Origin of the sequence: Nitrospira sp. (assembly GCA_030692565.1) — a bacterium.
Lineage (GTDB): Bacteria > Nitrospirota > Nitrospiria > Nitrospirales > Nitrospiraceae > Nitrospira_D.
Map to the genome: position 1 here is coordinate 1 of JAUYAO010000014.1, position 19515 is coordinate 19515.

16 protein-coding genes, 1 tRNA gene and 1 riboswitch are annotated in these 19515 nt (G+C 59.8%); of the genes, 9 read left to right on the top strand and 8 right to left on the bottom strand.

The window, feature by feature from the left end:
• The first annotated feature begins 476 nt into the window (after nucleotides 1-476).
• From msrB to Q8N04_03310, 3 genes are all read left to right on the top strand, one after another.
• On the top strand, nucleotides 477-896 hold the full coding sequence (msrB, locus tag Q8N04_03300) for a peptide-methionine (R)-S-oxide reductase MsrB (GenBank protein ID MDP3089677.1): 420 nt from the start codon (nucleotides 477-479) through the stop codon (nucleotides 894-896).
• A gap of 144 nt (nucleotides 897-1040) precedes the next feature.
• Nucleotides 1041-2339: a hypothetical protein gene (locus Q8N04_03305; GenBank protein ID MDP3089678.1), complete on the top strand. Its 1299-nt coding sequence runs from the start codon at nucleotides 1041-1043 to the stop codon at nucleotides 2337-2339.
• A 48-nt stretch (nucleotides 2340-2387) separates the two neighbouring features.
• Entirely contained in the window at nucleotides 2388-3284 is an 897-nt protein-coding gene (locus tag Q8N04_03310; protein MDP3089679.1) for an NAD(P)-dependent oxidoreductase, read from the top strand.
• Here Q8N04_03310 and Q8N04_03315 read toward each other — a convergent pair.
• Together Q8N04_03315 and Q8N04_03320 are read right to left on the bottom strand one after the other, a co-directional pair.
• Nucleotides 3281-4324 (bottom strand): DUF4112 domain-containing protein, encoded by a 1044-nt coding sequence (locus tag Q8N04_03315; GenBank protein MDP3089680.1) that lies wholly within the window; start codon nucleotides 4322-4324, stop codon nucleotides 3281-3283. The genes Q8N04_03310 and Q8N04_03315 overlap by 4 nt on opposite strands.
• Complete coding sequence (locus Q8N04_03320) at nucleotides 4317-4733, bottom strand: CoA-binding protein (GenBank protein ID MDP3089681.1); 417 nt, start codon at nucleotides 4731-4733, stop codon at nucleotides 4317-4319. The genes Q8N04_03315 and Q8N04_03320 overlap by 8 nt, the downstream gene beginning before the upstream one ends.
• A 142-nt stretch (nucleotides 4734-4875) precedes the next feature.
• Here Q8N04_03320 and Q8N04_03325 point away from each other — a divergent pair, with 142 nt between their 5' ends.
• A complete protein-coding gene (locus Q8N04_03325) occupies nucleotides 4876-6969 on the top strand; it encodes a hypothetical protein (protein ID MDP3089682.1) in 2094 nt (697 codons plus the stop codon).
• 2 nt (nucleotides 6970-6971) lie between these two features.
• On the opposite strand, the gene Q8N04_03330 is transcribed toward Q8N04_03325, so the two are convergent.
• From Q8N04_03330 to Q8N04_03340, 3 genes are all read right to left on the bottom strand, one after another.
• Nucleotides 6972-7523 (bottom strand): DsbA family protein, encoded by a 552-nt coding sequence (locus Q8N04_03330; GenBank protein MDP3089683.1) that lies wholly within the window; start codon nucleotides 7521-7523, stop codon nucleotides 6972-6974.
• Between the two features lie 105 nt (nucleotides 7524-7628).
• Nucleotides 7629-9557 carry an ATP-binding protein gene (locus Q8N04_03335; GenBank protein ID MDP3089684.1) on the bottom strand — a complete coding sequence of 643 codons (1929 nt, stop codon included), beginning with the start codon at nucleotides 9555-9557 and terminating at the stop codon, nucleotides 7629-7631.
• Complete coding sequence (locus Q8N04_03340; GenBank protein ID MDP3089685.1) at nucleotides 9554-10795, bottom strand: DUF3391 domain-containing protein; 1242 nt, start codon at nucleotides 10793-10795, stop codon at nucleotides 9554-9556. Before Q8N04_03340 ends, Q8N04_03335 begins: the two co-directional genes overlap by 4 nt.
• Before the next feature lie 228 nt (nucleotides 10796-11023).
• Between Q8N04_03340 and Q8N04_03345 the strand changes: the two genes are divergently transcribed.
• The 4 genes from Q8N04_03345 (at nucleotide 11024) to Q8N04_03360 (ending at nucleotide 15089) form a co-directional block, all read left to right on the top strand.
• Nucleotides 11024-11740, top strand: coding sequence for a RuBisCO large subunit C-terminal-like domain-containing protein (locus Q8N04_03345; GenBank protein ID MDP3089686.1), 717 nt, complete (start codon nucleotides 11024-11026; stop codon nucleotides 11738-11740).
• Nucleotides 11741-11788: 48 nt separating this feature from the next.
• Complete coding sequence (locus tag Q8N04_03350; protein MDP3089687.1) at nucleotides 11789-12169, top strand: hypothetical protein; 381 nt, start codon at nucleotides 11789-11791, stop codon at nucleotides 12167-12169.
• 114 nt (nucleotides 12170-12283) lie between these two features.
• A riboswitch (cyclic di-GMP riboswitch) is annotated at nucleotides 12284-12375 on the top strand.
• A 106-nt stretch (nucleotides 12376-12481) separates the two neighbouring features.
• A complete protein-coding gene (locus Q8N04_03355; protein ID MDP3089688.1) occupies nucleotides 12482-12835 on the top strand; it encodes a flagellar basal body rod C-terminal domain-containing protein in 354 nt (117 codons plus the stop codon).
• Between the two features lie 76 nt (nucleotides 12836-12911).
• The gene (locus tag Q8N04_03360; GenBank protein ID MDP3089689.1) at nucleotides 12912-15089 is read left to right on the top strand and encodes a radical SAM protein; all 2178 of its coding nucleotides are present in this window, start codon (nucleotides 12912-12914) and stop codon (nucleotides 15087-15089) included.
• A gap of 85 nt (nucleotides 15090-15174) precedes the next feature.
• On the opposite strand, the gene Q8N04_03365 is transcribed toward Q8N04_03360, so the two are convergent.
• Nucleotides 15175-15810, bottom strand: a complete 636-nt coding sequence (locus tag Q8N04_03365; protein MDP3089690.1) for a peroxiredoxin — start codon at nucleotides 15808-15810, stop codon at nucleotides 15175-15177.
• 192 nt (nucleotides 15811-16002) lie between these two features.
• On the opposite strand from Q8N04_03365, the gene Q8N04_03370 reads away from it, so the two are divergent.
• Nucleotides 16003-16365: a pentapeptide repeat-containing protein gene (locus Q8N04_03370; GenBank protein ID MDP3089691.1), complete on the top strand. Its 363-nt coding sequence runs from the start codon at nucleotides 16003-16005 to the stop codon at nucleotides 16363-16365.
• Between the two features lie 54 nt (nucleotides 16366-16419).
• Here Q8N04_03370 and Q8N04_03375 read toward each other — a convergent pair whose 3' ends face one another.
• Together Q8N04_03375 and Q8N04_03380 are read right to left on the bottom strand one after the other, a co-directional pair.
• Nucleotides 16420-19359, bottom strand: a complete 2940-nt coding sequence (locus Q8N04_03375; protein ID MDP3089692.1) for a DUF748 domain-containing protein — start codon at nucleotides 19357-19359, stop codon at nucleotides 16420-16422.
• Nucleotides 19360-19375: 16 nt separating this feature from the next.
• A tRNA-Arg gene (locus Q8N04_03380) sits at nucleotides 19376-19452 on the bottom strand.
• Nucleotides 19453-19515: the final 63 nt, after the last annotated feature.

Consider the following 19515-nt stretch of genomic DNA (forward strand, 5'->3'; position numbering starts at 1 on the left):
GGTCAACTCCTGCTCTCGCGCCAGCCGCACGGCTTGCTCCCGGAACTCCTTCGTATACTTCGGTCGCGGTAACCGTTCCATCCCACACCTCCAGACCTCAGATCATAGGTTGAAGGCGTCCACTTTTTCGAGCCTAGCTCAAACGACACCTCGTCTGCGACTTGCACGAAGGCGCATCTCTTAACCCTTCTCCCCCAAGGGGCTGGGGCTTAATGCGAACATTGCCGGAGGAGCGCGGACCCTTCGAGGTTCTGCTAAGAGGGAAAGCGGAAACTGACCGAGTCTGCGAGGGAATTTCCGAAGACTTCCGCTTAGCGGAGCCCGAATGGGTCGCTCCGGGAGGTGCGAGAGCAGTTGAGCCCCAGCCCCACATCCCCTCTCCTTGCCCTTCCGTATGGCCTTATGTAAGGATTACCTCCGTCGTTCGACTGACCATCACACTCCCTCTCTGATGCGATCGATAAAGGAGAAGCTCTATGCCTCCCAAAGTTGAAATCCCCGCCATTGTCAAAGTGACGAAGGCCGACGATGAATGGAAGAAGCTCTTGTCGCCGGCGGCCTATCAAGTCTTGCGCCATGAAGACACGGAACGGGCGTTTACGAGCCCGTTGCATGAGAATCACGCTTCCGGCATCTATTACTGCGCGGGCTGCGATCTCCCCGCCTATTCGTCGGAACATAAATTCGACAGCGGCACCGGCTGGCCCAGCTTCTGGCAGCCGATCGATCCGAAGGTGATCGAGACGCGCACCGATTCGAAATTCTTCATGACCCGCGTCGAAGTCCACTGCGCCCGCTGCGGCGGCCATCAGGGCCATGTCTTCGATGACGGTCCGAAGCCGACCGGACTCCGCTACTGCATCAACGGCGTCTCGCTGAAATTCATTGCAGGCTAATCGTCTGCTCCTTGTTCGTCATTGACGTGAACCTCCCTAGGTTGTTCCTCTCAGGCACTACCCGCTCCCCCCAATGGAGCGGGTAGCACATGCCCCGCGATCCATGTACAATCCCTTTCACATCTCTCTGGAGCCTGTATCTGTATGTCTCGCTGGTTCTCGTTCGGCAGTCTGTGCCTCTCTAGTCTGACCCTCATCTCCTGCGGGAACGGCATGTCGCCGTTCGCCTCGAACACCGACCCCTGTGCCCTAATTACGTCGGCAGAGGCCGAACGCGCGCTGGGCGAACCGGCCCAGGAAGGCCAGCGCACCGATGCGACCACCTGCATCTTCAAATCAACCCGCGACAGCGCCAATGCCGTGACGGTGCAAGTAGACGAAACCCCGGGCAAGGACCGGCGCGCCGGATTCAACAAGGACCGGCTCAGACGCGACAGCGTGCTCGTGGCGGGCCTGGGAGACGGCGCCATTCGAATCGACTCCCCGCCCTCGCTGTCGCGACTGACCTTTTTGAGCAGCGACAATCTCATCACCGTCATGGTCTCCTCCATTCATGCGACGAACCTTTCAGACTCCGTGATGACCATCGGCAGAAGCGCGGCGGAACGGTATGGGGCTGCCGTCGTGGCGTCCCGGATTCCACCGGCCTCTCCCGCGTCCTCCACGGATGCGGCCATGGCCGATCGCCAGACCGGATCCTCGTCGCTCTTGCGCACTTCGCCGGTGACGGTCACGCAGACACGACATGTGGGTGAAACGGACTCGACCGGCCCCACTAAAGCCTCGACGATCGACACCGGCACGCTGGTGGGCACCTGGCAGGCACATGCCCTCCAGGGCACGACGAAACATAATTACTTGCTGGTGATCGAGCAGAATCACTCCTGGGCGCTCTCGTCCCTGACGCAGTTCGATGGGGTGCTGGATGCCGAGTCCGGCCGGTGGTCGCTGGACCGGGCGAACACGTTCAAGGGCCAATCGTGGAAGGGCACCTACGTCACGGGGCAGCCTGATTCGTTTGTGACCACCGGCAGTCTCCACAGCACCTGGACCAGGCTGGACGGCGATCAGCCCCCCAGCAAAATCCCGGCTGAATTGTGGAGCCTGCGGAAGAACACCACGAGCGTGCCGGTGTTTCAACTCAAGAGCGTGGATCGCGCTCTGGTCGGAGTCTGGGAAAGCACCGGCACCTATGCCGGAGGGCCGGCCACCTTTGTCTGGACCATTAAACCCTCCGCGGCCACGGATCTGTTCATCATGGATCAAACCCGCGGCACGGTGGTGACGAAGGGCGGTCTCGTGCAGTTGCAGCCCACGCAAAAGCGGCAGCGGAGTTTGGGCATCGTCGCCACGCAGGAAGGCGGCTTCACCACCAGCGACGGAAAAACCAGCCTGCGCTGGACCCGCCTCGCGCCACCACCGGAAACCCCACAACCACTCTAGTCATACCGGGCACGCGAGATCCCCGTGCCCCTGTAGGGAGCTACTGCGATGTCCAACACGCATGAGACGATCGGATTTGTCGGCGTCGGTCGCATGGGCGCGAACATGGCGCGCCGCCTGAAAGACTTCGGCTTTCCCATCTCCGCCGTCTACGACCGGAATACTGCCGTCGCCACGGAACTGGCCAAGGAACTCGGCTGTCAGGTCGCCGCCAACCCGGCGGCCGTCGCCGAATCCTCGCAGACCGTCATCACGGTCGTCACCGACGATGCGGCGATGGATCAGATCTTTGCCGTGGGCGATGCCACCGGCCTTCTCGCCCACGCGAAGGACCGGCTCTTCATCAATTGCGCCACCGTCTCTCCGTCGATCCATCGCGACGTGGAACAGCGGGTGACCGCACTCGGCGGCGCCTCGCTCGAAGCCTGTATGGCGAGCAGTATTCCGCAAGCGCGGCAGGGCACGCTCTATCTGATGTGCGCGGGCCGGAAAATGACGTTCGAACGGGCGAAGCCCATGCTGCAGACGCTGGGGAAGACCGTCCGCTATGTCGGAGCGAGCGGGACGGCGGCGGAGGTGAAGGCGCTGGTGAATATGGTGATGAACTGCAACACGGCGGCGCTGGCGGAAGGATTGGGGTTAGGCCAGGCGCTCGGGCTGGATCTGACGATGCTCCGCGAGGTCTTCAGCCAGACCGGCGCGAACTCGCGCGTCCTGGAGACCGACGGAGAAGATATGCAGCAGCGGGCCCATGACTGCTACTTTTCTGCGGCCCACGCCGCGAAAGATTCCGGCATCGCCGTCGCGCTGGGACGCGCGGCCGGGCTCTCACTTCCCGTAGCGGACGCAACGCTGGCGCAATATCAACGGCTGGTGGCGAGCGGGAAAGGCGAGCTGGATAAATCGGCCATCGCCGAACTCACCTTCAAGGACCGGCTGGGCTAGGAGGCCATCTCGGACTTCGATCCAAATGTCGCCAACACATCGCGGACTTTCGACGCCAGCATCGAGGGAGAATAGGGCTTCTTCAGCATCCATCCACCCATGACACCCTCAAAATTCGAGTACGATACCAGACCCGACACAAACAGGACCGGCAACTCCGGCCGCTGGATGCGTAACAGATGGGCCAATTGCGGTCCGGACATCTTCGGCATCACGATATCCGCCACTAGAATGGATATCTCATCGCTATTTTCATCGAGCAACGCCATCGCCTGTTCGCCGTTTTCAGCATAGAGCACCCGATACCCGTGCATCTCTAACATCTGGCCGGTCACATGGCACACGGCTGCGTCGTCATCGACGACCAAGACCGTCCCCTGCGTGGTGGATTCTTCCGTCGCACTCGGCTGCACACAACCCGAACCGTTCATGGCACCTCCTTGAGTAAACCGCTCCAGATGTACCATGGAAGCCAGGAGGAACCAAGGACAAGATCGGTTATGACCGGCCCGGCTCTCGCTCTGCTGGATTCCGGCAAATCGGCTCCAGAGGCTGACCGCCACCCACAGCACGAAGGCGACAAGACCGAGGAGCAGCCCCACTGTCCCGGCGATGATTCCAACGACATAGGACCAATCGGCGTGGGTGCCCCTGGCTGCTTGCGTCGCCGCCTGACGCAGCAGATCCGCATTCCGGCTATTGCTGCGAAACCAGACGGAGAAGAGATCGCCGAGGATGGGAATCGCCCCGATGGCGCCGTTGATCAGCAGGTTCAGGCTCATTCGGGCGATGACGATACGCGGCACTTCCAGACGCGCGGCCATCCCTAGGATGACCGTCCCGATTAGATTCGCCAACACATCGCCGATGCCCGGAATGAGCCCGATGAGGGGATCGAGTCCGAGGTAGAGCGAGGTCCCGGGAATCTTAACCGTGGTATCCAACACTTTCGCCAATAATTCTGCTGCCTCGACCAACGCCTGGCGGTGGATGGCCTCTCCTGAGGGCTCTGGCGGAGGAATCGCTGAGGAATTATTCATGCGCTCGCCACGCCAGATGGTCCTTCAGCCAGCAGCGATCCATCACGACCGCGAGGCCGGCCTCCCGCGCGAGCTGCGCCGCGGCTTCGTTGATGACACCCTCCTGCATCCAGATGGCTTTCGCGCCACGCGTGATCGCTTCTTCGACAATCGGCAGGACGTCTTCGGACTTCCGAAAGATATCGACCAGCTTGATCGGACCCGGCACAGCCGTGAGCGACGGAAAGGCCGGCTCGCAGACGACGGTCTGTTCATTGGGATTCACTGGAATGACCCGGTAGCCTTGCGCCTTCATATAGGCCGCCACATGATTGGATGCGCGAGCGGGATTGGATGACGCGCCGACCACGGCAATCGTCCGGCAGTCCGCCAGAATCTGCCGAATGGTCTCGCCTTCTGACTTGTTCATGGCCCCCACCCTACCATGAGCTACGGGCTGCGGAAAACGGGTGAAAGGATCGGCCCCTTGACGACATATCCGGGATAGGTCATATCACCTACGCCCAGGATCGGATCGATCCAGGGTGACACTTTTGACGATGGAGGCTCCCATGCGACGTGGCTGGCGTGCAGTGTTCTCTTCGGTCGTGCTCTCCTGTGCCGGTTTCTCCGCCCTGCTGGCTCCTGCGCCAAGCCCGGCCGCAGACACGGCGGTTGCACTGCCCTTATCCAAGATCGTCCTCTACTTCAGCGGGGTCGGCTATTTCCAGCATGACGGCACGGTGACCGACCGAACGCAGTGGGAGCTGCGGCTCCAGACCAATCAGATCAACGATCTCTTGAAGAGCCTCGTGGCCCAGGATTTTGGCGGCGGGAAGGTTTCCACCGTCACCTACGGGTCGCGCGACCCGGTGACGAAAACCCTCGGCAGCTTCGGCATCAATCTCAACGGACACCCGACCCTGGGCCAGATTCTGACACAGGTGCGCGGCGAACGGGTCGAGGTGACGGCGCCCAATGCCCTGCTGGGCACTATCCTCGGCGTGGAGAAGAAAACGGAATCGCTGAGCGACGGCCAGACTCGTCGAACGATCGAGCAGGAATATCTCAACCTTCTGACGGACGAGGGCTTTCGCTCGCTCCCCTTCGCGCAGATCCAGCGGGTCAAATTATTGGATGCGGCCTTGAATGCCGAACTGCAGCAGGCGCTGGCCACCCTGGCGACCAACCACGATGCCCAACGTAAGACGGTCTCCATTGTGTTCGACGGCACGGGTAGCCGCCAGGCTCGCGTCGCCTATCTGACCGAAACACCGGTCTGGAAAACGACCTACCGTCTGGTGCTCGATGAGGAGAAAGCGCCGTACCTGCAAGGCTGGGCCATCGTGGAGAATCAGACGCATCAGGACTGGCAGAATGTGAAGCTCTCACTCATTTCCGGTCGGCCCATTTCCTTCACGATGGATCTCTATCAGCCGCTCTACAATCCCCGACCGGTCGTGCAACCGGAGCTCTATGCGAACCTGAAACCTCACACTTACGGGGACGCCATAGATGAGGCGAAATCCTCCTCCCCCGCTGCCGCCGCTCCGGCCAGAAGCGAGACGAAGAAGGATCGGTTACTGGGGAAGCTGGCCGAAGGCTTTGCCGGCGGCCGCGCCAACGCGCCGGCTGAACCGGCCATGGCCGCGGACATGGAGATGGGGCGCATCGACCAGGGCGTCGCCGCGATGGCGATGGCCGAAGACAAGGGGGAGCTGTTCGAATATCGCCTGGATCAACCGGTGACGCTGGGGAAACATCAGAGCGCGCTGCTGCCGATCATCGGCCAATCGCTCCAGGGCCAGAAACTCGCCGTCTATAACCAGTCCGTGAATGCCACACATCCGCTCAACGGCTACCGCCTCAAAAACAATTCCACCCTCCATCTCATGCAAGGCCCCATCACCGTATTCGATGGCGGCACCTACGCCGGGGATGCGCAGATCCACGATCTGGCGCCGGGACAAGATCGGCTGATCAGTTATGCGCTCGACCTGAAAACGGAAGTCGAGCCCAAGCTCGAAGGCGGCACCCAGGAGCTCGCGACCGTCTCGCTCAAGAAAGGCACGATGTTGGTCTCTCGCCGGCTGGTTGAGGATCGGACCTACCTCGTCAGGAATCGCGACCACAAAGCCAGAACGGTCTTGATCGAGCAACCCTATCGAGCCGATTGGAAACTGGTCGAGCCGAAAGAGGCGACGGAACGGACCAGGGATCTCTATCGTTTCAGCGTCGCGGTGGACGCCGGCAAAACCGCGACCCTGCGCGTGAAAGAGACGCTCCCGATCCAGGAATCGATTCTCTTGTTGGAAAGCGGCCTCGACCAGATCGTCTATTTCCAACAGGCCAAAGAGGTCAGCGCCAAAGTGAAAGAGGCCCTGCAACGGGTCGTGCACCTCCGCAGCAAACTCGATGACACCCGTGCGCAACGCACCAGACTCGAACAGCGGATCGGCGAGATCACCGCAGAGCACGGCCGCATTCGCGAGAACATGCAGCGGCTCCAGCAGAACTCCGATCTGTACAATCGCTATGTCAAAAAGCTGGATGGACAGGAAACGGAGCTGGAGAAACTCCGGAAAGAGATCGAGTCGCTGAAAGGAACGGAAGAGGAGCACCGGCGGGACTTGCAGAACTACGTCATGACGCTCGACATCGGGTGATGTCAGTCCGGCAAACTGAAGAACGCCTGAATCTGCTCGGTCGGCACACACCCGACCAGCAAAACGCCTCCCGGTGAAACCACCAGGGGAACTCCGGCCTGGCCAGTCTCGTGCCAGACCGCTTCCCACTCCCCCATCATCTGGTCGAGATCACTCCCGTCTGGAACCCCGAATTCATCTAGAACGAGGGGGTTCGAGATGTCTTGTCCTTTCACCCAGAATGCGTGGTACAAGGCGCGCACCATCTGCATTCCTGCCTCACGATCGCGCTGGAACCGCGATGCGGCCAGGGCAATTGCCGGCCCGGTGTTCGGTTTGCCGGGCGGCAGCGCGATCGGCAGTCCCGGTGCCAACCGCTGCACGACGGCCACCTCATGGCGCAATTCCGCCCCTAACGACCCTCCCCACGCCTTCATCGGGCGCGGCAGATGCGGCGCATGTTGCACGCCCCGCCACGCACAACGATCGAGCAACTGCAACTCATGCAGTCGTTCATGCAGCGCATAGCAGAAGGGGCAATTGAAGTCGCCATACAGCAGATAGTCGTGCGCCACCAGTCATCCCCCCATTCCGATGGGCAAACGTACCCGATGACGACGCGATGCGTCCAGTGGCCAGAGGAAGCGGGCCTGTCGGGGAAGATGCGAGCGAGACGATCCCTATTCGCGCCGAAGAATCCGGTCGAGGATCCCGCGCAGCGCCGGAAGCGTCACCGGCTTCGTGAGGACGCCATCCATCCCGGCATCCAAGCAGACTCGTTCGTCGTCTGCGGAGGCATGACCCGTCAGGGCGATGACAGGAATGTGTCGATCCTGGCCGGTCTCCCGCTGCCGGATCGCACGGGTGGCGTCATAGCCGTCCATCTCCGGCATCTCGCAGTCCATCAGGATCGCGTCGTAGGGTGTTCTCGACGCGGCTTGCAGCGCTTCACGACCATTCCGGGCGATTTCTACTTCGAAGCCCAGCTTCTGGAGAAACTTGCACGCCACCACCTGGTTGATCTCGTTATCGTCGGCGACCAGAATGCGCTTCGTACTCCCGGCTCGTAACTCCGGATTGGACACCGCTGTGACCACGGGTTGAACCTGTTCCCGCTGAATCGCCGGTAACACCAGAGTGGTGTACCGGAACGTGGTCCCCTTCCCGGCCTGGCTTTCGACTGCGATCTCGCCCCCCATCAGCTCGACAAGCTGGCGGCAGATCATCAGCCCGAGGCCCGTCCCGCCGAACTTCCTGGCGGTCGATGCCTCCGCCTGCGAGTAGGCCTGAAACAGTCTGGCCTGCTGTTCCTCTGTCATGCCAATGCCCGTGTCCGTGATGCTCCACGCCAGGAGGATGCTCTCCGGCAGATGGGAGGGCGCTTGCTGCAACGTCACCGCAACCGCCACGCGGCCACGCTCGGTAAATTTGATCGCATTGCCGACCAGATTGAAGAGAATCTGGCGCAGGCGCACCGGATCCCCTCGCAGGCTTTCCGGGACCTCCGGCGCAACCTCCACCGTCAATTCCAGGGATTTCTTCTTCGCCAGTTCAGAGACGAGGGTCAACACATCGTCGATGAGTGAACGAAGATGCACGTCCGCTGTTTCCAGAGACATCTTGCCGGCTTCGATCTTTGAGAAATCCAAGATGTCATTCACCAACACCAAGAGCGCTTCGGCAGACCGATGCATGGTTTGAAGCAATTGCCGTTGCGCATCGGTCAACGACGTGTCCTGTAACAACTGTGTGCAGCCCAACACGCCGTTCATCGGCGTCCGGAGTTCGTGACTCATGGTGGCGAGAAAGATCCCCTTGGCACGGGCAGATTCTTCGGCCACTTCCTTCGCTCGACGCAGCGCCACGTCGGCCGTCACATCCAACCCATAGGCTCGAATCTGATCAAGGTCACCCAGGGGGAAAAACGACCAGGCAAGGATTCGATCGGCGATCGCATGCTCAATTCGACAGGTCGCCGAGCGGGTGCGCAGACAATCCTTGAGAATGCCTTCAAGATCGGGAGGAAGCATTGCCTCGATCCCACGCTCCAGCGCCCCGCAGACGGTCAGGAGCTCGACCATCGCCGTGTTGGCATAGAGCATTCCGCCGGCGCCATCGAATTCGACAATCGGATTCGGTGAATCCTCGGCCAGTCGCGCTACGCGCTGCACATCCCGCTGCACTTCCATCGCAGAGGTCAGATCCCGCGTGACGATGACCGCTCCCACTCGCTCGGCCAGCTGCACTCGGGGCCAAAACGTCGTCGAGAGCTCAAACCGGGTCCCATCCCCTCGCGTCCACTGCTGGGATGGCACCATCGTAACTTCTCCGGTTTTCATCATCTGTTGGAACGGAATACCTCCCGATCCATTCGGCTCCGGCAACCGGCAATCCATCAGGTCCTGAAACGACTGGCCGATCACATCGCGGGTACGTCCGACCAGTTGCTGGGCCATCGGATTCACGGACAGGATCCGCCCGCTTCGGTCGGTGACGAAGACGGCGTCGCCCGACGCTTCCATCAAGAGAAAGGTATCTTCTCGCGTGGGCAACCAGGACATCTGTCCCGCCCCGCGCGCGTTCGGCTCCGGTTGAGGCTGGGCGCTCATGCGGCCACCTGCCTGAGAATCGCTTCCACATCGATTCCTTCCCGTCGTGGGTCCCGGATGTCATGAATGCTTCGGCCGCCCTCAGGTTCCTGGGCAAGATCCAATTCCTGGGGTGGGGCACAAGACACACCTCTCGCATCCCGACAGAGATACAGGATTGGAAGGTGCGCCTTGCCGGGGGTAATGGATCCCACGACGCCGACCTCCCCTGATTTCAACGCCACGAGACTGTAGAGAGGAAACACACCGATCGCTCTGATCAGATACGACACGTGATCGAGCAAATAGGGCTGATCACGGTAGCGTTGATACAACTGCATCATCGCTTGATTGGACGACAGCGGTGGCCCGCCCGTTTGGCCCGTCAGCAATTCGTCATACTGGTCGACAATCCCCACCAGCGCAGCATAGGCCCAGTCTTGTCCTGCCTCCCCTTCGGTACCGACCGGACCTGTCGGTGCGGCATGATGGTGCTTGACGATGGACAGGACCTCCGCATCGCGGACCCCGCTTTTCTCCAACAACACGAGGCCCTGCGCCGGATGGCTATCGTAGAGAGCTTGCTGGGCCGGCGGTATTGCCTTGGTGCGTTTCAGAAGGTTCTTGGGCAGACGGACAAGACCCACATCATGGAGCAGCGCGGCCACGCCCACGTGTTGCAGCACTTCGCGAGGATAGGATAACGCCTGCCCGATAATGACGGACAGCGTGCACACGGTGAGTCCATGCTCATGCAACGTCGGGTCTTGCTCCCGCAGGCCCATGACGGCGTAACAGGCGGCTTGGCGTTCGAAGATGAAACCGATCATCTCATCAACAAGCTGATTGGCTTCTGCGTATGACACCAGCCCTGTCGCCCGCGTGCCGTCAAATATGTGATTGAGCCGATTGATCCACTCCGTCCGCCGCTGCTTCGCCAGCGCAAGATTGTCCGCCAGCATCACCGCCGTACGTTCTAGAGAAACAGGATTTGTGGCCGGCTGACTGGGCGCCAAAGACTGAGCCTCACAAACAGGGGCAGGATCGGACGGTGTCACCTCAGGAACCGCCACATCGAGGCCCCGACCGGTATCGATGGTCACCTGAGCAATGCCCGATGCCCACAAGGTGTCGATTTCCGATTGCGCGCTGATTTCAAATTTATGCCGAAGAAAGGGCGTGTGAAGCCAAGAGCGGTCCACCCCGATCAGGTACATCCCGACTTTCAGGTCGGAGAGCGGAATTGTGCGATGCGCCATATCGAACAGTATCCTTCACGCGGACCACAAACGTTCAGCTCTCATGTTTCGGTTGATTCAGGCACAAACTTGAGGGTCTTCCCTTAGTGTTCATGGCCGTCTGTATCCGTCTTTGAAGAGTGCTGTGCGTTTTGTTGGATTCAGGGATTTACGCGTTCCCGACAGACACGTATGATGACCGACGCACATGCCTCACCAGCAGAGCTTCGTAATATCGGGAGAACGACGATGCATGGACATAGGCTGTCGGGGGACCGCTTTTCGGTCGAGTACCATCTCACGGGGACTGAGTCGCAGGGGCGGAACATGGCCGAGCGCCTGTGCGCCGATCAGACCATAGAAGCCCCGCTGTCCCTGCTGCGCACCTGCCCAATTCCCGAAGGACTCCTGGGCCGGGTCGAGGATTTCTCACGAGTGGAGGAAACGCGGCATCGGGCCCTGATCAGTTTTCCCGTTGAACTGTTTGGCCATTCGTTCGCGCAGATGCTGCACACCCTGTTCGGCACGGCCAGTCTCAGCCCCCAGGTCCAAGTCGCCGACATTCATCTCCCCACCCAGCTGCCGGAAAGCTGGCCCGGCCCTCGGCACGGTATCTCAGGCATCCGTACAATGACTGACGTGGCCCATCGTCCATTGGTCTGTGCCGTCTTGAAGCCACTAGGGCTCTCTCCTGAGGCGCTGGCGGAATTGGCCCACAGCTTCGCACTCGGCGGCGTGGACATCATCAAGGATGACCAAGGTCTTGGAGATCATGCCTTCTGCCCCTCCGAGGAACGCGTCCAGCGCTGCCTTGCCGCCATTCGTGATGCCAGCCGCTCCACTGGCCGCAGATGCCTCTACTTTACTCACGTCGTCGGATCGCTCGAAGACATATGGACACAAACACAATTCGCCAGGCAGGCAGGCGCGGATGGAATCCTCCTCTCACCGGGGCTGGTGGGATAGCAGGCGCTTCACGATCTGAATCGTCACGCGTCTGACGCGCTGCCCATCATGTCTCATCCGGCATTCCTCGGCACCTACGCCATGGCTCCGACACAGGGGCTCGCTCCAAGCGTGCTCTACGGTCGTCTTCCCCGACTCGCCGGCGCAGACATCACCATCTATCCAACCTACGGCCTCAATTGTCCGATCAGCCGCCGAGACTGCACGCAAATTGCGGCCGCCTGCACAGAGTCCTGGGGACCACTGCGGCCCATCTTCCCCACCGCCGCGGGTCGCATGGGAGAAGACCGCATCAGAGAGATGTGCGAGGTCTACGGCCGTGACTGTGTCTTCATTCTGGGAAGCCAGATACGGGAATCACCGGAAAGCATCGCTGCATCCTGCGAGCATTTCATGCAACGTCTCGATAAACTTTCCGCTGCTCATTGAGGCCGGTTGTTGCTGCTTCCTCGCCGGTCAGCTGCACTGCGGTCCCGCAGAATCTGCTACACTTAAACCAGTTGAAACAGAGGCCAGGTTGATCAATCCCGATCAATGCCGGCCACGTGACAAGGGCAAACCACTCGAGAGGGTGGGACGCAAAGCCAAGGGACCTAACGAGGGACGTATGTTCCAGGGTCAGCCTAGCCGCCACAACGCAGTCCTCTTCCAGCGCCACTGGCGTGCCAGCTCTCTCCCGGAACAGTATTCCCTCCGCAGGCACCGAGGCGGTTATCTCGGAACGGGACTGGGAGGTGCTTTATGATGTCCGCAATCGACACAGCCTTATCGGGCCTGACGAATTTCGCCAAGAAGCTCGATGTCTCCGCCCATAACGTGGCGAATGTGAATACCGACGGATTCCATAAATCAAGGGTTGAGTCCGTCGAGGTCGGAACCGGCGGCGTGTTGCCGGTCGTCCAAAAGGACGATTCCGCCGGACCGAGCGTGCTGAAAGACCGCGGATACGGTGCGGCCCAGGTCGAATTGTCCAATGTCGATCTCGGAGAAGAAGCCGTCAGCCAGATCGTCGCCCAGCGCGGATTCGAAGCCAATCTCCGCACGCTGAAAACCGCCGACGATATGCTGGGGAGCATTATCGACACGAAGCGGTAAGTTCCAGCGCCAGCCATCCGTGCCATCAGGCCCGGCGACATAGCATTCCCGCCTGACAGTATGCTATGTCGAGGTCATGACCGCGCCCCGAGTCCTGTTACTGATTCCCCCGCTGACCCAGCTCAATACCCCGTACCCGTCCACCGCCTATCTCTCCGGATTCTTGCAGTCTCAGGGAATCGCTTCTGAACAGGCCGATCTTGGGATCGAGATGGTCTTGCGGCTGTTCAGTCCCGATGGACTTCGGGAGGTCTTTCGTCTTGTGCGGCAACAATCAGACGATCTTCCCCCACAGGCCCTCGCCATGCTCGCGGACGAAGACGCTTACCTGAGTACGATCGACACAGTGGTGACGTTCCTGCAGGGCAAGACTCCAGGGGCAGCCAGTCTGCTCGTTCATCCTGGATTTCTTCCGCAAGGTCCGCGGTTCGACGGCAAGACGAGATTTCAGAAATCTGTTCCGATTGAAGATCGAGCGAAGCACTGGGGCACGCTGTATCTCGAAGACCTCGCCGACCTGGTCCAAGCCACGGTCAGCCCATCCTTCGCCCTCAGCCGCTACGCCGAACATCTGGCTCACTCCGCATCCTCATTCGACCGATTAGCCTCGGCTCTCGCCGAGCCGCTCAGCCTGACGGATGAATTCCTGCTGGATGCCCTGTGGCCACACCTCGACCGTGTGGATCCGACCCTCGTGGGTCTGTCAGTCCCCTTTCCCGGCAATCTCTATGGCGCATTTCGGATTGCCCAGGCGATGAAGCAGCGGAGGCCGAATCTCCCGATTGTGCTCGGCGGCGGCTATGCGAATACGGAGTTGCGTCGTGTCCGCGATCCTCGAGTGTTCGACTACGTGGACTTCATCACCTTGGACGACGGGGAGCGACCGCTTCTCTCGCTCCTCGAACATCTCACGGGCCAACGCCCGAAAACCGGGCTCTGCCGAACGTTTTACAGAGACGAGCATCGCGTCCGCTTCGCCGACGATCGGTCCGTATCTAATTACAGCATGAATGACGTCGGATGTCCGACCTATCGAGGATTGCCGCTGGATCGCTACCTGACAATCCTCGACAGCACGAATCCCATGCATCGCCTCTGGTCCGAAGGTCATTGGAACAAACTGACCGTCGCGCACGGCTGTTATTGGAAGCAGTGCACGTTTTGCGATGTCGGGCTCGACTACATCAGCCGGTATGAAATGACGCCGACTGAACGGCTGATCCAACAAATCGAGCACCTGATCGCCGAAACCGGGCAACGCGGATTCCACTTTGTGGATGAAGCCGCCCCGCCTGCGGCGCTGAAGGCGCTGGCACTGGGATTACTGGAACGGAAGCTCGCGATCACCTGGTGGGGAAACATCCGGTTCGAAGAGGCTTTTTCACCGGATCTATGCAAACTCTTAGCCGCCTCCGGCTGTATCGCCGTGACCGCAGGACTGGAAGCGGCCTCGGATCGTCTGCTCGACAAGATGAAAAAAGGGATTACCGTCGATCAGACCGCACTCGTCGCGGCCGCCTTCAAAGAGGCCGGCATTATGATTCATGCGTATCTCATGTACGGATTCCCCTCGGAAACGATCCAAGAGGCAGTGGATGCTCTCGAACGCGTGCGGCAACTCTTCAAAGCAGACCTGATGCAATCGGCCTTCTGGCACCGCTTTACCACGACGGCCCACAGCCCGGTCGGCCTCAATCCCAAAGCCAACGGACTGCGCATCCTTGGACCGACATTTGAAGGTTTTGCTGACAACGATCTGATTCACCGCGACCCTGTCGGGAAAACCCCAGCCTGGCTGGGCGAAGGCTTACGTCGCTCCATGCTGAACTTTCTGGAGGGGCGAGGGCTCACGATGGATGTTCGTCAGTGGTTCGACCATGACGTGCCTGAGCCGCACGTCCCCAAGACCTGGGTACGGAGCCTTCTCCGCAAACGACTAGGGGCCGATCAGCTACCACTTGAACGCCGGCTGGTATGGCTCGGCGCTCAGCCAATCGCAGTAGCACAAACCAGACGGGTGAAACTGACACTGCAGGGACAATTTGCCAAGGCGGTCATCCAGCTCCCTCACTCACAGGGGCAGTGGCTTCACACCGTCATCAAGCAAGCGACCCCGCGCAAAAATAAAGCAACACCTTATCCATGGGTTCGAGACATACAAGCCAGCTTTCCAGGTACAGCGAACGATTTCGTCACGTTTTTAGAAAGTCCCGGCTGGAGAAACGCCCGTACCGCTGGTCTGTTATTGGTCTAGCGTTTCACCAGACTTATTGTCCCCAGACAAAAAGGGCGGGAGATGCTCAGCACCTCCCGCCCCTTGCATCACATATGGACGCTCGTTACTTATTCGGCTGCGGCGTATAGCGCAGGTACGGCTTCACCGTCTTAAACCCCTTCGGGAAGAGCGTCTTGGCTTCCGCGTCATTGACGGCCGGAGTGATGATGCAATCTTCGCCATCTTTCCAGTTCGCCGGAGTGGCGACTTTGAACTTTGAGGTCAACTGGAGCGAATCGATTACGCGCAACAACTCATCGAAGTTACGGCCACATGAAGCCGGATAGGTCAAGGTCAGCTTGACCTTCTTGTCGGGTCCGACAATGAACACCGAACGGACAGTCATGTTATCGATCGCATTCGGATGGATCATGTCGTAGAGGGTCGCCACCTTCTTATCCGGATCGGCGATGATGGGATAATTCATCGTGGTGTGCTGAGTTTCGTTGATGTCGTTGATCCAGCCCTTATGGGAGTCCAACGGATCGACACTGACCGCAATGACTTTCACTCCCCGCTTCTTGAACTCAGGAGTGATCTTGGCCACGGTCCCTAATTCAGTCGTACAGACCGGCGTATAGTCTTTCGGGTGCGAGAACAAGATCCCCCATCCACCGCCAAGCCATTCATGAAAGTTGATCGGGCCTTCGGTCGTATCGGCTGTAAAATTCGGGGCTTCATCTCCTAAACGGATCGGCATATGACACTCCTTTCATTAACTTAGAGACCTACAAGTTCGTTTATTGAACCACACACCTAAGGCTCTACATTACTGAGTTCGGACCAAAGAGTTCAACCCCTCCCCCGTCAGGCAGACCAACAGGCCTTCCCCGCTTAAGCATTCACCTGCCGCATCCGATATAGGCCAGAGCCCACCGGCATAGGAGGATGTATGGAGCAGGCAAAGCCTAGTCCGATCGCACTGCGGATCTCAAACGATCCGATGTACAAATTGCTCCGCGAAGGCTGCATTAAGGAGTTCAACGTCAAGAAAGCCGCAGGCGACAAGTGCGACTTGAAAAGCTGCGATCTGCGAGGCCTGGATCTCCGCGGCCTGGATGCCACCGGGCTGGATTTCAGTGATTGCTATTTCCGCCAATCCGATCTTCGCGGCATCGATTTCAGCCAATCCAACTTGCGGGGCGCCTCCATCAACGCCTGCAAGATCTCCGGTGTCCTCTTTCCTGAAGAGCTCTCCGCCTCAGAGATCGAGCTCTCGCTCTTGCAGGGCATCCGGATGCGCTACTCGAAGTAGCCACTTGCCTGGATGTGGCCACTCCAGTGCTAACAAGGCGCGGCTCCGCCGAGCCTAGTGCGCGGCCATCGCGAGGGGCGTTGGCACGGTGGCTCCGCTCCCGTCCTTGAACCCTGCCTCCAGGATGAAGACTCGCGCCTCTTCGACCTGCCCCTGCTGCGTGAGCCACTCCCTGATCCGTTCCGCTCGGCGTTGGGCTAGAAGGCGGAGCGCCCCCTCTTCAATCGCGATCGTCTGGAGTAAGCGCGTTTTCATCACAGCAACAGAAGGCGGCGGGGCGTCCGGCTGACCTGCCGCCGGAGGGAATTGATGGGCATACCAGGCAATCGTCAGCCGTGATTCTTCCTCCGGTGAGAACGCAGGCGCAGGAACCGGCTCATTGCCTGCCGGCTTGCCGGCCTCCTCGAGCTTGAGCTGCCGCAACCGCTCAAGGAACTGCTCTTCGGCCAGCGCCCGCCCATCGACCTGCTTATCGGCCATGCCTGCCACATCCAAGGACAGAGCCGGACGTTCCGTGAGCACCGTCACCAGCGTCGTCAGCTTTTTCGTTTCGGCTTCCGCAAGCTCATTGCGGCCGGGCGCAAATTCGATCGCGTGCAACTCTTCACCGCTGCCTCCGACAAGCGACCCAATCAGGGCAAACGGCGAAGCCACGGCCTTGCCCAGCAGATTCAGCACCGTATTCAACAGGAGCTTCCCGTACTTGAAGTCCGGATCCTTCAGATCTCCGCGCACCGACAGATCGATCGCAATCTGGCCTTTTCGATCCTTGAGCAGCGCGACGACCAGGGGAACCGGCAGTGAGGTGGCATCGGGACTCTCGGTCTTCTCACCAAAGCCCAATTGATCGATGAGCACCTTGTTCTCCGCCTCCAGCTCATGCTGCGACAGCTTGTACGCCAAATCCAGGAAGAGCTTGCCCTTCCTGATGGAATAGCCCACATACTTCCCGCTATAGGGACCAGCCGTGGTCAGATCGATATTGTCGAACTTCACTGAGATGTCAGTGTACGCGTCCTCGCTGAGCGGATTGATCTTGCCCACAATCCGTAGTGGGGCCACCCGGCCGAGCTTGCCCGACAAGTCGACGTCCGCCTTCGCCACCTGCTTCGAGGACAACCCTTTCACCGTCCCGGCCAATTCTTCGAGCCCCGTCCGCACCGACGGTACGATGGAGTCATCTTGAAACGTGACGGCCCCCTTCATCAGCTTCACCGTTTTAATCGTGATCTCTGGCGCCGGCTTTGACTTGCCCGGAGACGGTTCAGGCGCTGGCGCCGGATTCGCCTCAGTCTCCTTTTTGGCTTTGACCAGGTGCGCCAGATTCATCGTGCCATCCGACTGCACCACCAGTTGAACACGGAGCTGGTCGAGACCGACTTCGTCCAACGCCACCGTCGTCGGATCGACGGTCAGCGCGATCTGCTTCAGCAGAAGATGCTTCCAGGAGGCAAACGGGAGCCCCTCCTCCCGGTTCACCAGCGCCAACGCTTTCACACCAAGATTTCCCCGAAAGGTCATCAGCGGAGCCTTCGGATGTTCGACCGCCAGATGAAGGGAGCCATCGATATCCAACGCCCCGTCGTCGATTCCGACGCGGGTCGCCTGCTCCAGATAGGGTTCGAACGGCGCCAATCCCAGGTTCTTCAATGCCAGCGTAAAGTCCGCCTGAAAGGGCGACGCCACTATCTGGCCGTCGAGCGTGAAGGTGCCGGTGTCATTGATGGTCTGGTCGACGGTGAGCGGAATCGGTCCTGTGATCGGCCAGGCCAGATCATGCGACCGTGCAGATTTCACGACGACCTTGGCCTGCATGGTGGAAGGAAGAGAGCGATCCTCAAACCGAATCGTATGATTCTTGATTTGCACTTCTTTGACGGCCACCGACCAGGGAGGAGTTTCCTTAGCCCGCTCTTTAGGCAAGGCTGCCGGAGCAGGCTTCTCGGCCGCCGGCGCGGTCTCCACTGGCGCGAAGAGCGCTTGCAGATTCAGACTCTTATCGGGATTCAGCCAAACCCGGTCCGAAGCGTTCGCCACGCTGATCGATGCAATTGACACCTTGCGCTGCCGCAGATCCACCTGAATGCCGTCGATTCCAAACGCTGGGACGGAGATCACCGGATCCACATCGCCTTTTTCAACCAGGTTGACATCCGCAAGGCGCAGAAACCCTTCCGAGACGGTAAAGTCCATCGGAGCCGTCCCCATATCAAACCGGTACGGCACCTTCGCATCGATCGTGCCGGTGGGAATGTCGAAATTGAATTGGCCCTCCACAGACTGAAAGACGGTGGGGATCTTGACTCCGCTCAAGGCCAACGTGCCCTCAGAGCGAATCGGCTCCAAGGTGATGGTGCCTTTCCAGTCCAGCACTTCTCCTTTGCCCAATTCCGCGGCAAACGAATAGGTATTGTCTCCACCCGGCTTCGTATGAAAATTCCTCAGCACGATGCCGATCGGCACAATATCGATCGCCACCGGCCTGGGTTTGGATTCATCTCGGAATTCCACGATGCCCTGGGCAATCTCAAACACCCCGATCTGTACCGCAGGAATCCCTCCCGGCTGCTCCGGCGTCTTGGCAGAAGGCGGTTGGTCCGCCGGCGCATCCGGAGGAACCAGGTCGAGCAAATTCAGGTGGCCGTTCGGCGCCACCTTCACCGCCACATAGGGCATCGTCAGACGGATGGCATCGAATACATAGGCCAGACGGAACAACGAGACCGCCTGGAAATTCACGAAGAACTCCTCAAACCCGACCATGGGCGTCTGATCGGGCTCACGAATTTCCAATCCGGCGATCCGCAAAGACAATTCAAAGGGATTCACCGCCACCTCTCTCACGACCACCGGGTGGCGAATCGTCTCGGCGACCTTCGGCACAGCGTAGGTCGTGATGAGGTACGGCAACAGGAAAAAGCCGAGCAGTGTATAGAGCAGCAGTGCGACGCCACCGATGACAGCGAGCGGAAGAGGACGGAAGATTCTACGCATGAATGGCTGACCAACGTGGTGCGCCCGGCTGGAATCGAACCAGCGACCTACGGCTTAGAAGGCCGTTGCTCTATCCAACTGAGCTACGGGCGCGCAGAAAATCTGAGTGGCTCACGTACCGCGCACAATAGAAAAATAGAAATGAACATGCGGCAC

What these genes read in the sequence shown, in the direction of transcription:
- msrB (MDP3089677.1), top strand. Translation starts at nt 477, where the DNA reads ATGCCTCCCAAAGTTGAAATCCCCGCCATTGTCAAAGTGACGAAGGCC.
- Q8N04_03305 (MDP3089678.1), top strand. Translation starts at nt 1,041, where the DNA reads ATGTCTCGCTGGTTCTCGTTCGGCAGTCTGTGCCTCTCTAGTCTGACC.
- Q8N04_03310 (MDP3089679.1), top strand. Translation starts at nt 2,388, where the DNA reads ATGTCCAACACGCATGAGACGATCGGATTTGTCGGCGTCGGTCGCATG.
- Q8N04_03315 (MDP3089680.1), bottom strand. Translation starts at nt 4,324, where the DNA reads ATGAATAATTCCTCAGCGATTCCTCCGCCAGAGCCCTCAGGAGAGGCC.
- Q8N04_03320 (MDP3089681.1), bottom strand. Translation starts at nt 4,733, where the DNA reads ATGAACAAGTCAGAAGGCGAGACCATTCGGCAGATTCTGGCGGACTGC.
- Q8N04_03325 (MDP3089682.1), top strand. Translation starts at nt 4,876, where the DNA reads ATGCGACGTGGCTGGCGTGCAGTGTTCTCTTCGGTCGTGCTCTCCTGT.
- Q8N04_03335 (MDP3089684.1), bottom strand. Translation starts at nt 9,557, where the DNA reads ATGAGCGCCCAGCCTCAACCGGAGCCGAACGCGCGCGGGGCGGGACAG.
- Q8N04_03340 (MDP3089685.1), bottom strand. Translation starts at nt 10,795, where the DNA reads ATGGCGCATCGCACAATTCCGCTCTCCGACCTGAAAGTCGGGATGTAC.
- Q8N04_03345 (MDP3089686.1), top strand. Translation starts at nt 11,024, where the DNA reads ATGCATGGACATAGGCTGTCGGGGGACCGCTTTTCGGTCGAGTACCAT.
- Q8N04_03350 (MDP3089687.1), top strand. Translation starts at nt 11,789, where the DNA reads ATGTCTCATCCGGCATTCCTCGGCACCTACGCCATGGCTCCGACACAG.
- Q8N04_03355 (MDP3089688.1), top strand. Translation starts at nt 12,482, where the DNA reads ATGATGTCCGCAATCGACACAGCCTTATCGGGCCTGACGAATTTCGCC.
- Q8N04_03360 (MDP3089689.1), top strand. Translation starts at nt 12,912, where the DNA reads ATGACCGCGCCCCGAGTCCTGTTACTGATTCCCCCGCTGACCCAGCTC.
- Q8N04_03365 (MDP3089690.1), bottom strand. Translation starts at nt 15,810, where the DNA reads ATGCCGATCCGTTTAGGAGATGAAGCCCCGAATTTTACAGCCGATACG.
- Q8N04_03370 (MDP3089691.1), top strand. Translation starts at nt 16,003, where the DNA reads ATGGAGCAGGCAAAGCCTAGTCCGATCGCACTGCGGATCTCAAACGAT.
- Q8N04_03375 (MDP3089692.1), bottom strand. Translation starts at nt 19,359, where the DNA reads ATGCGTAGAATCTTCCGTCCTCTTCCGCTCGCTGTCATCGGTGGCGTC.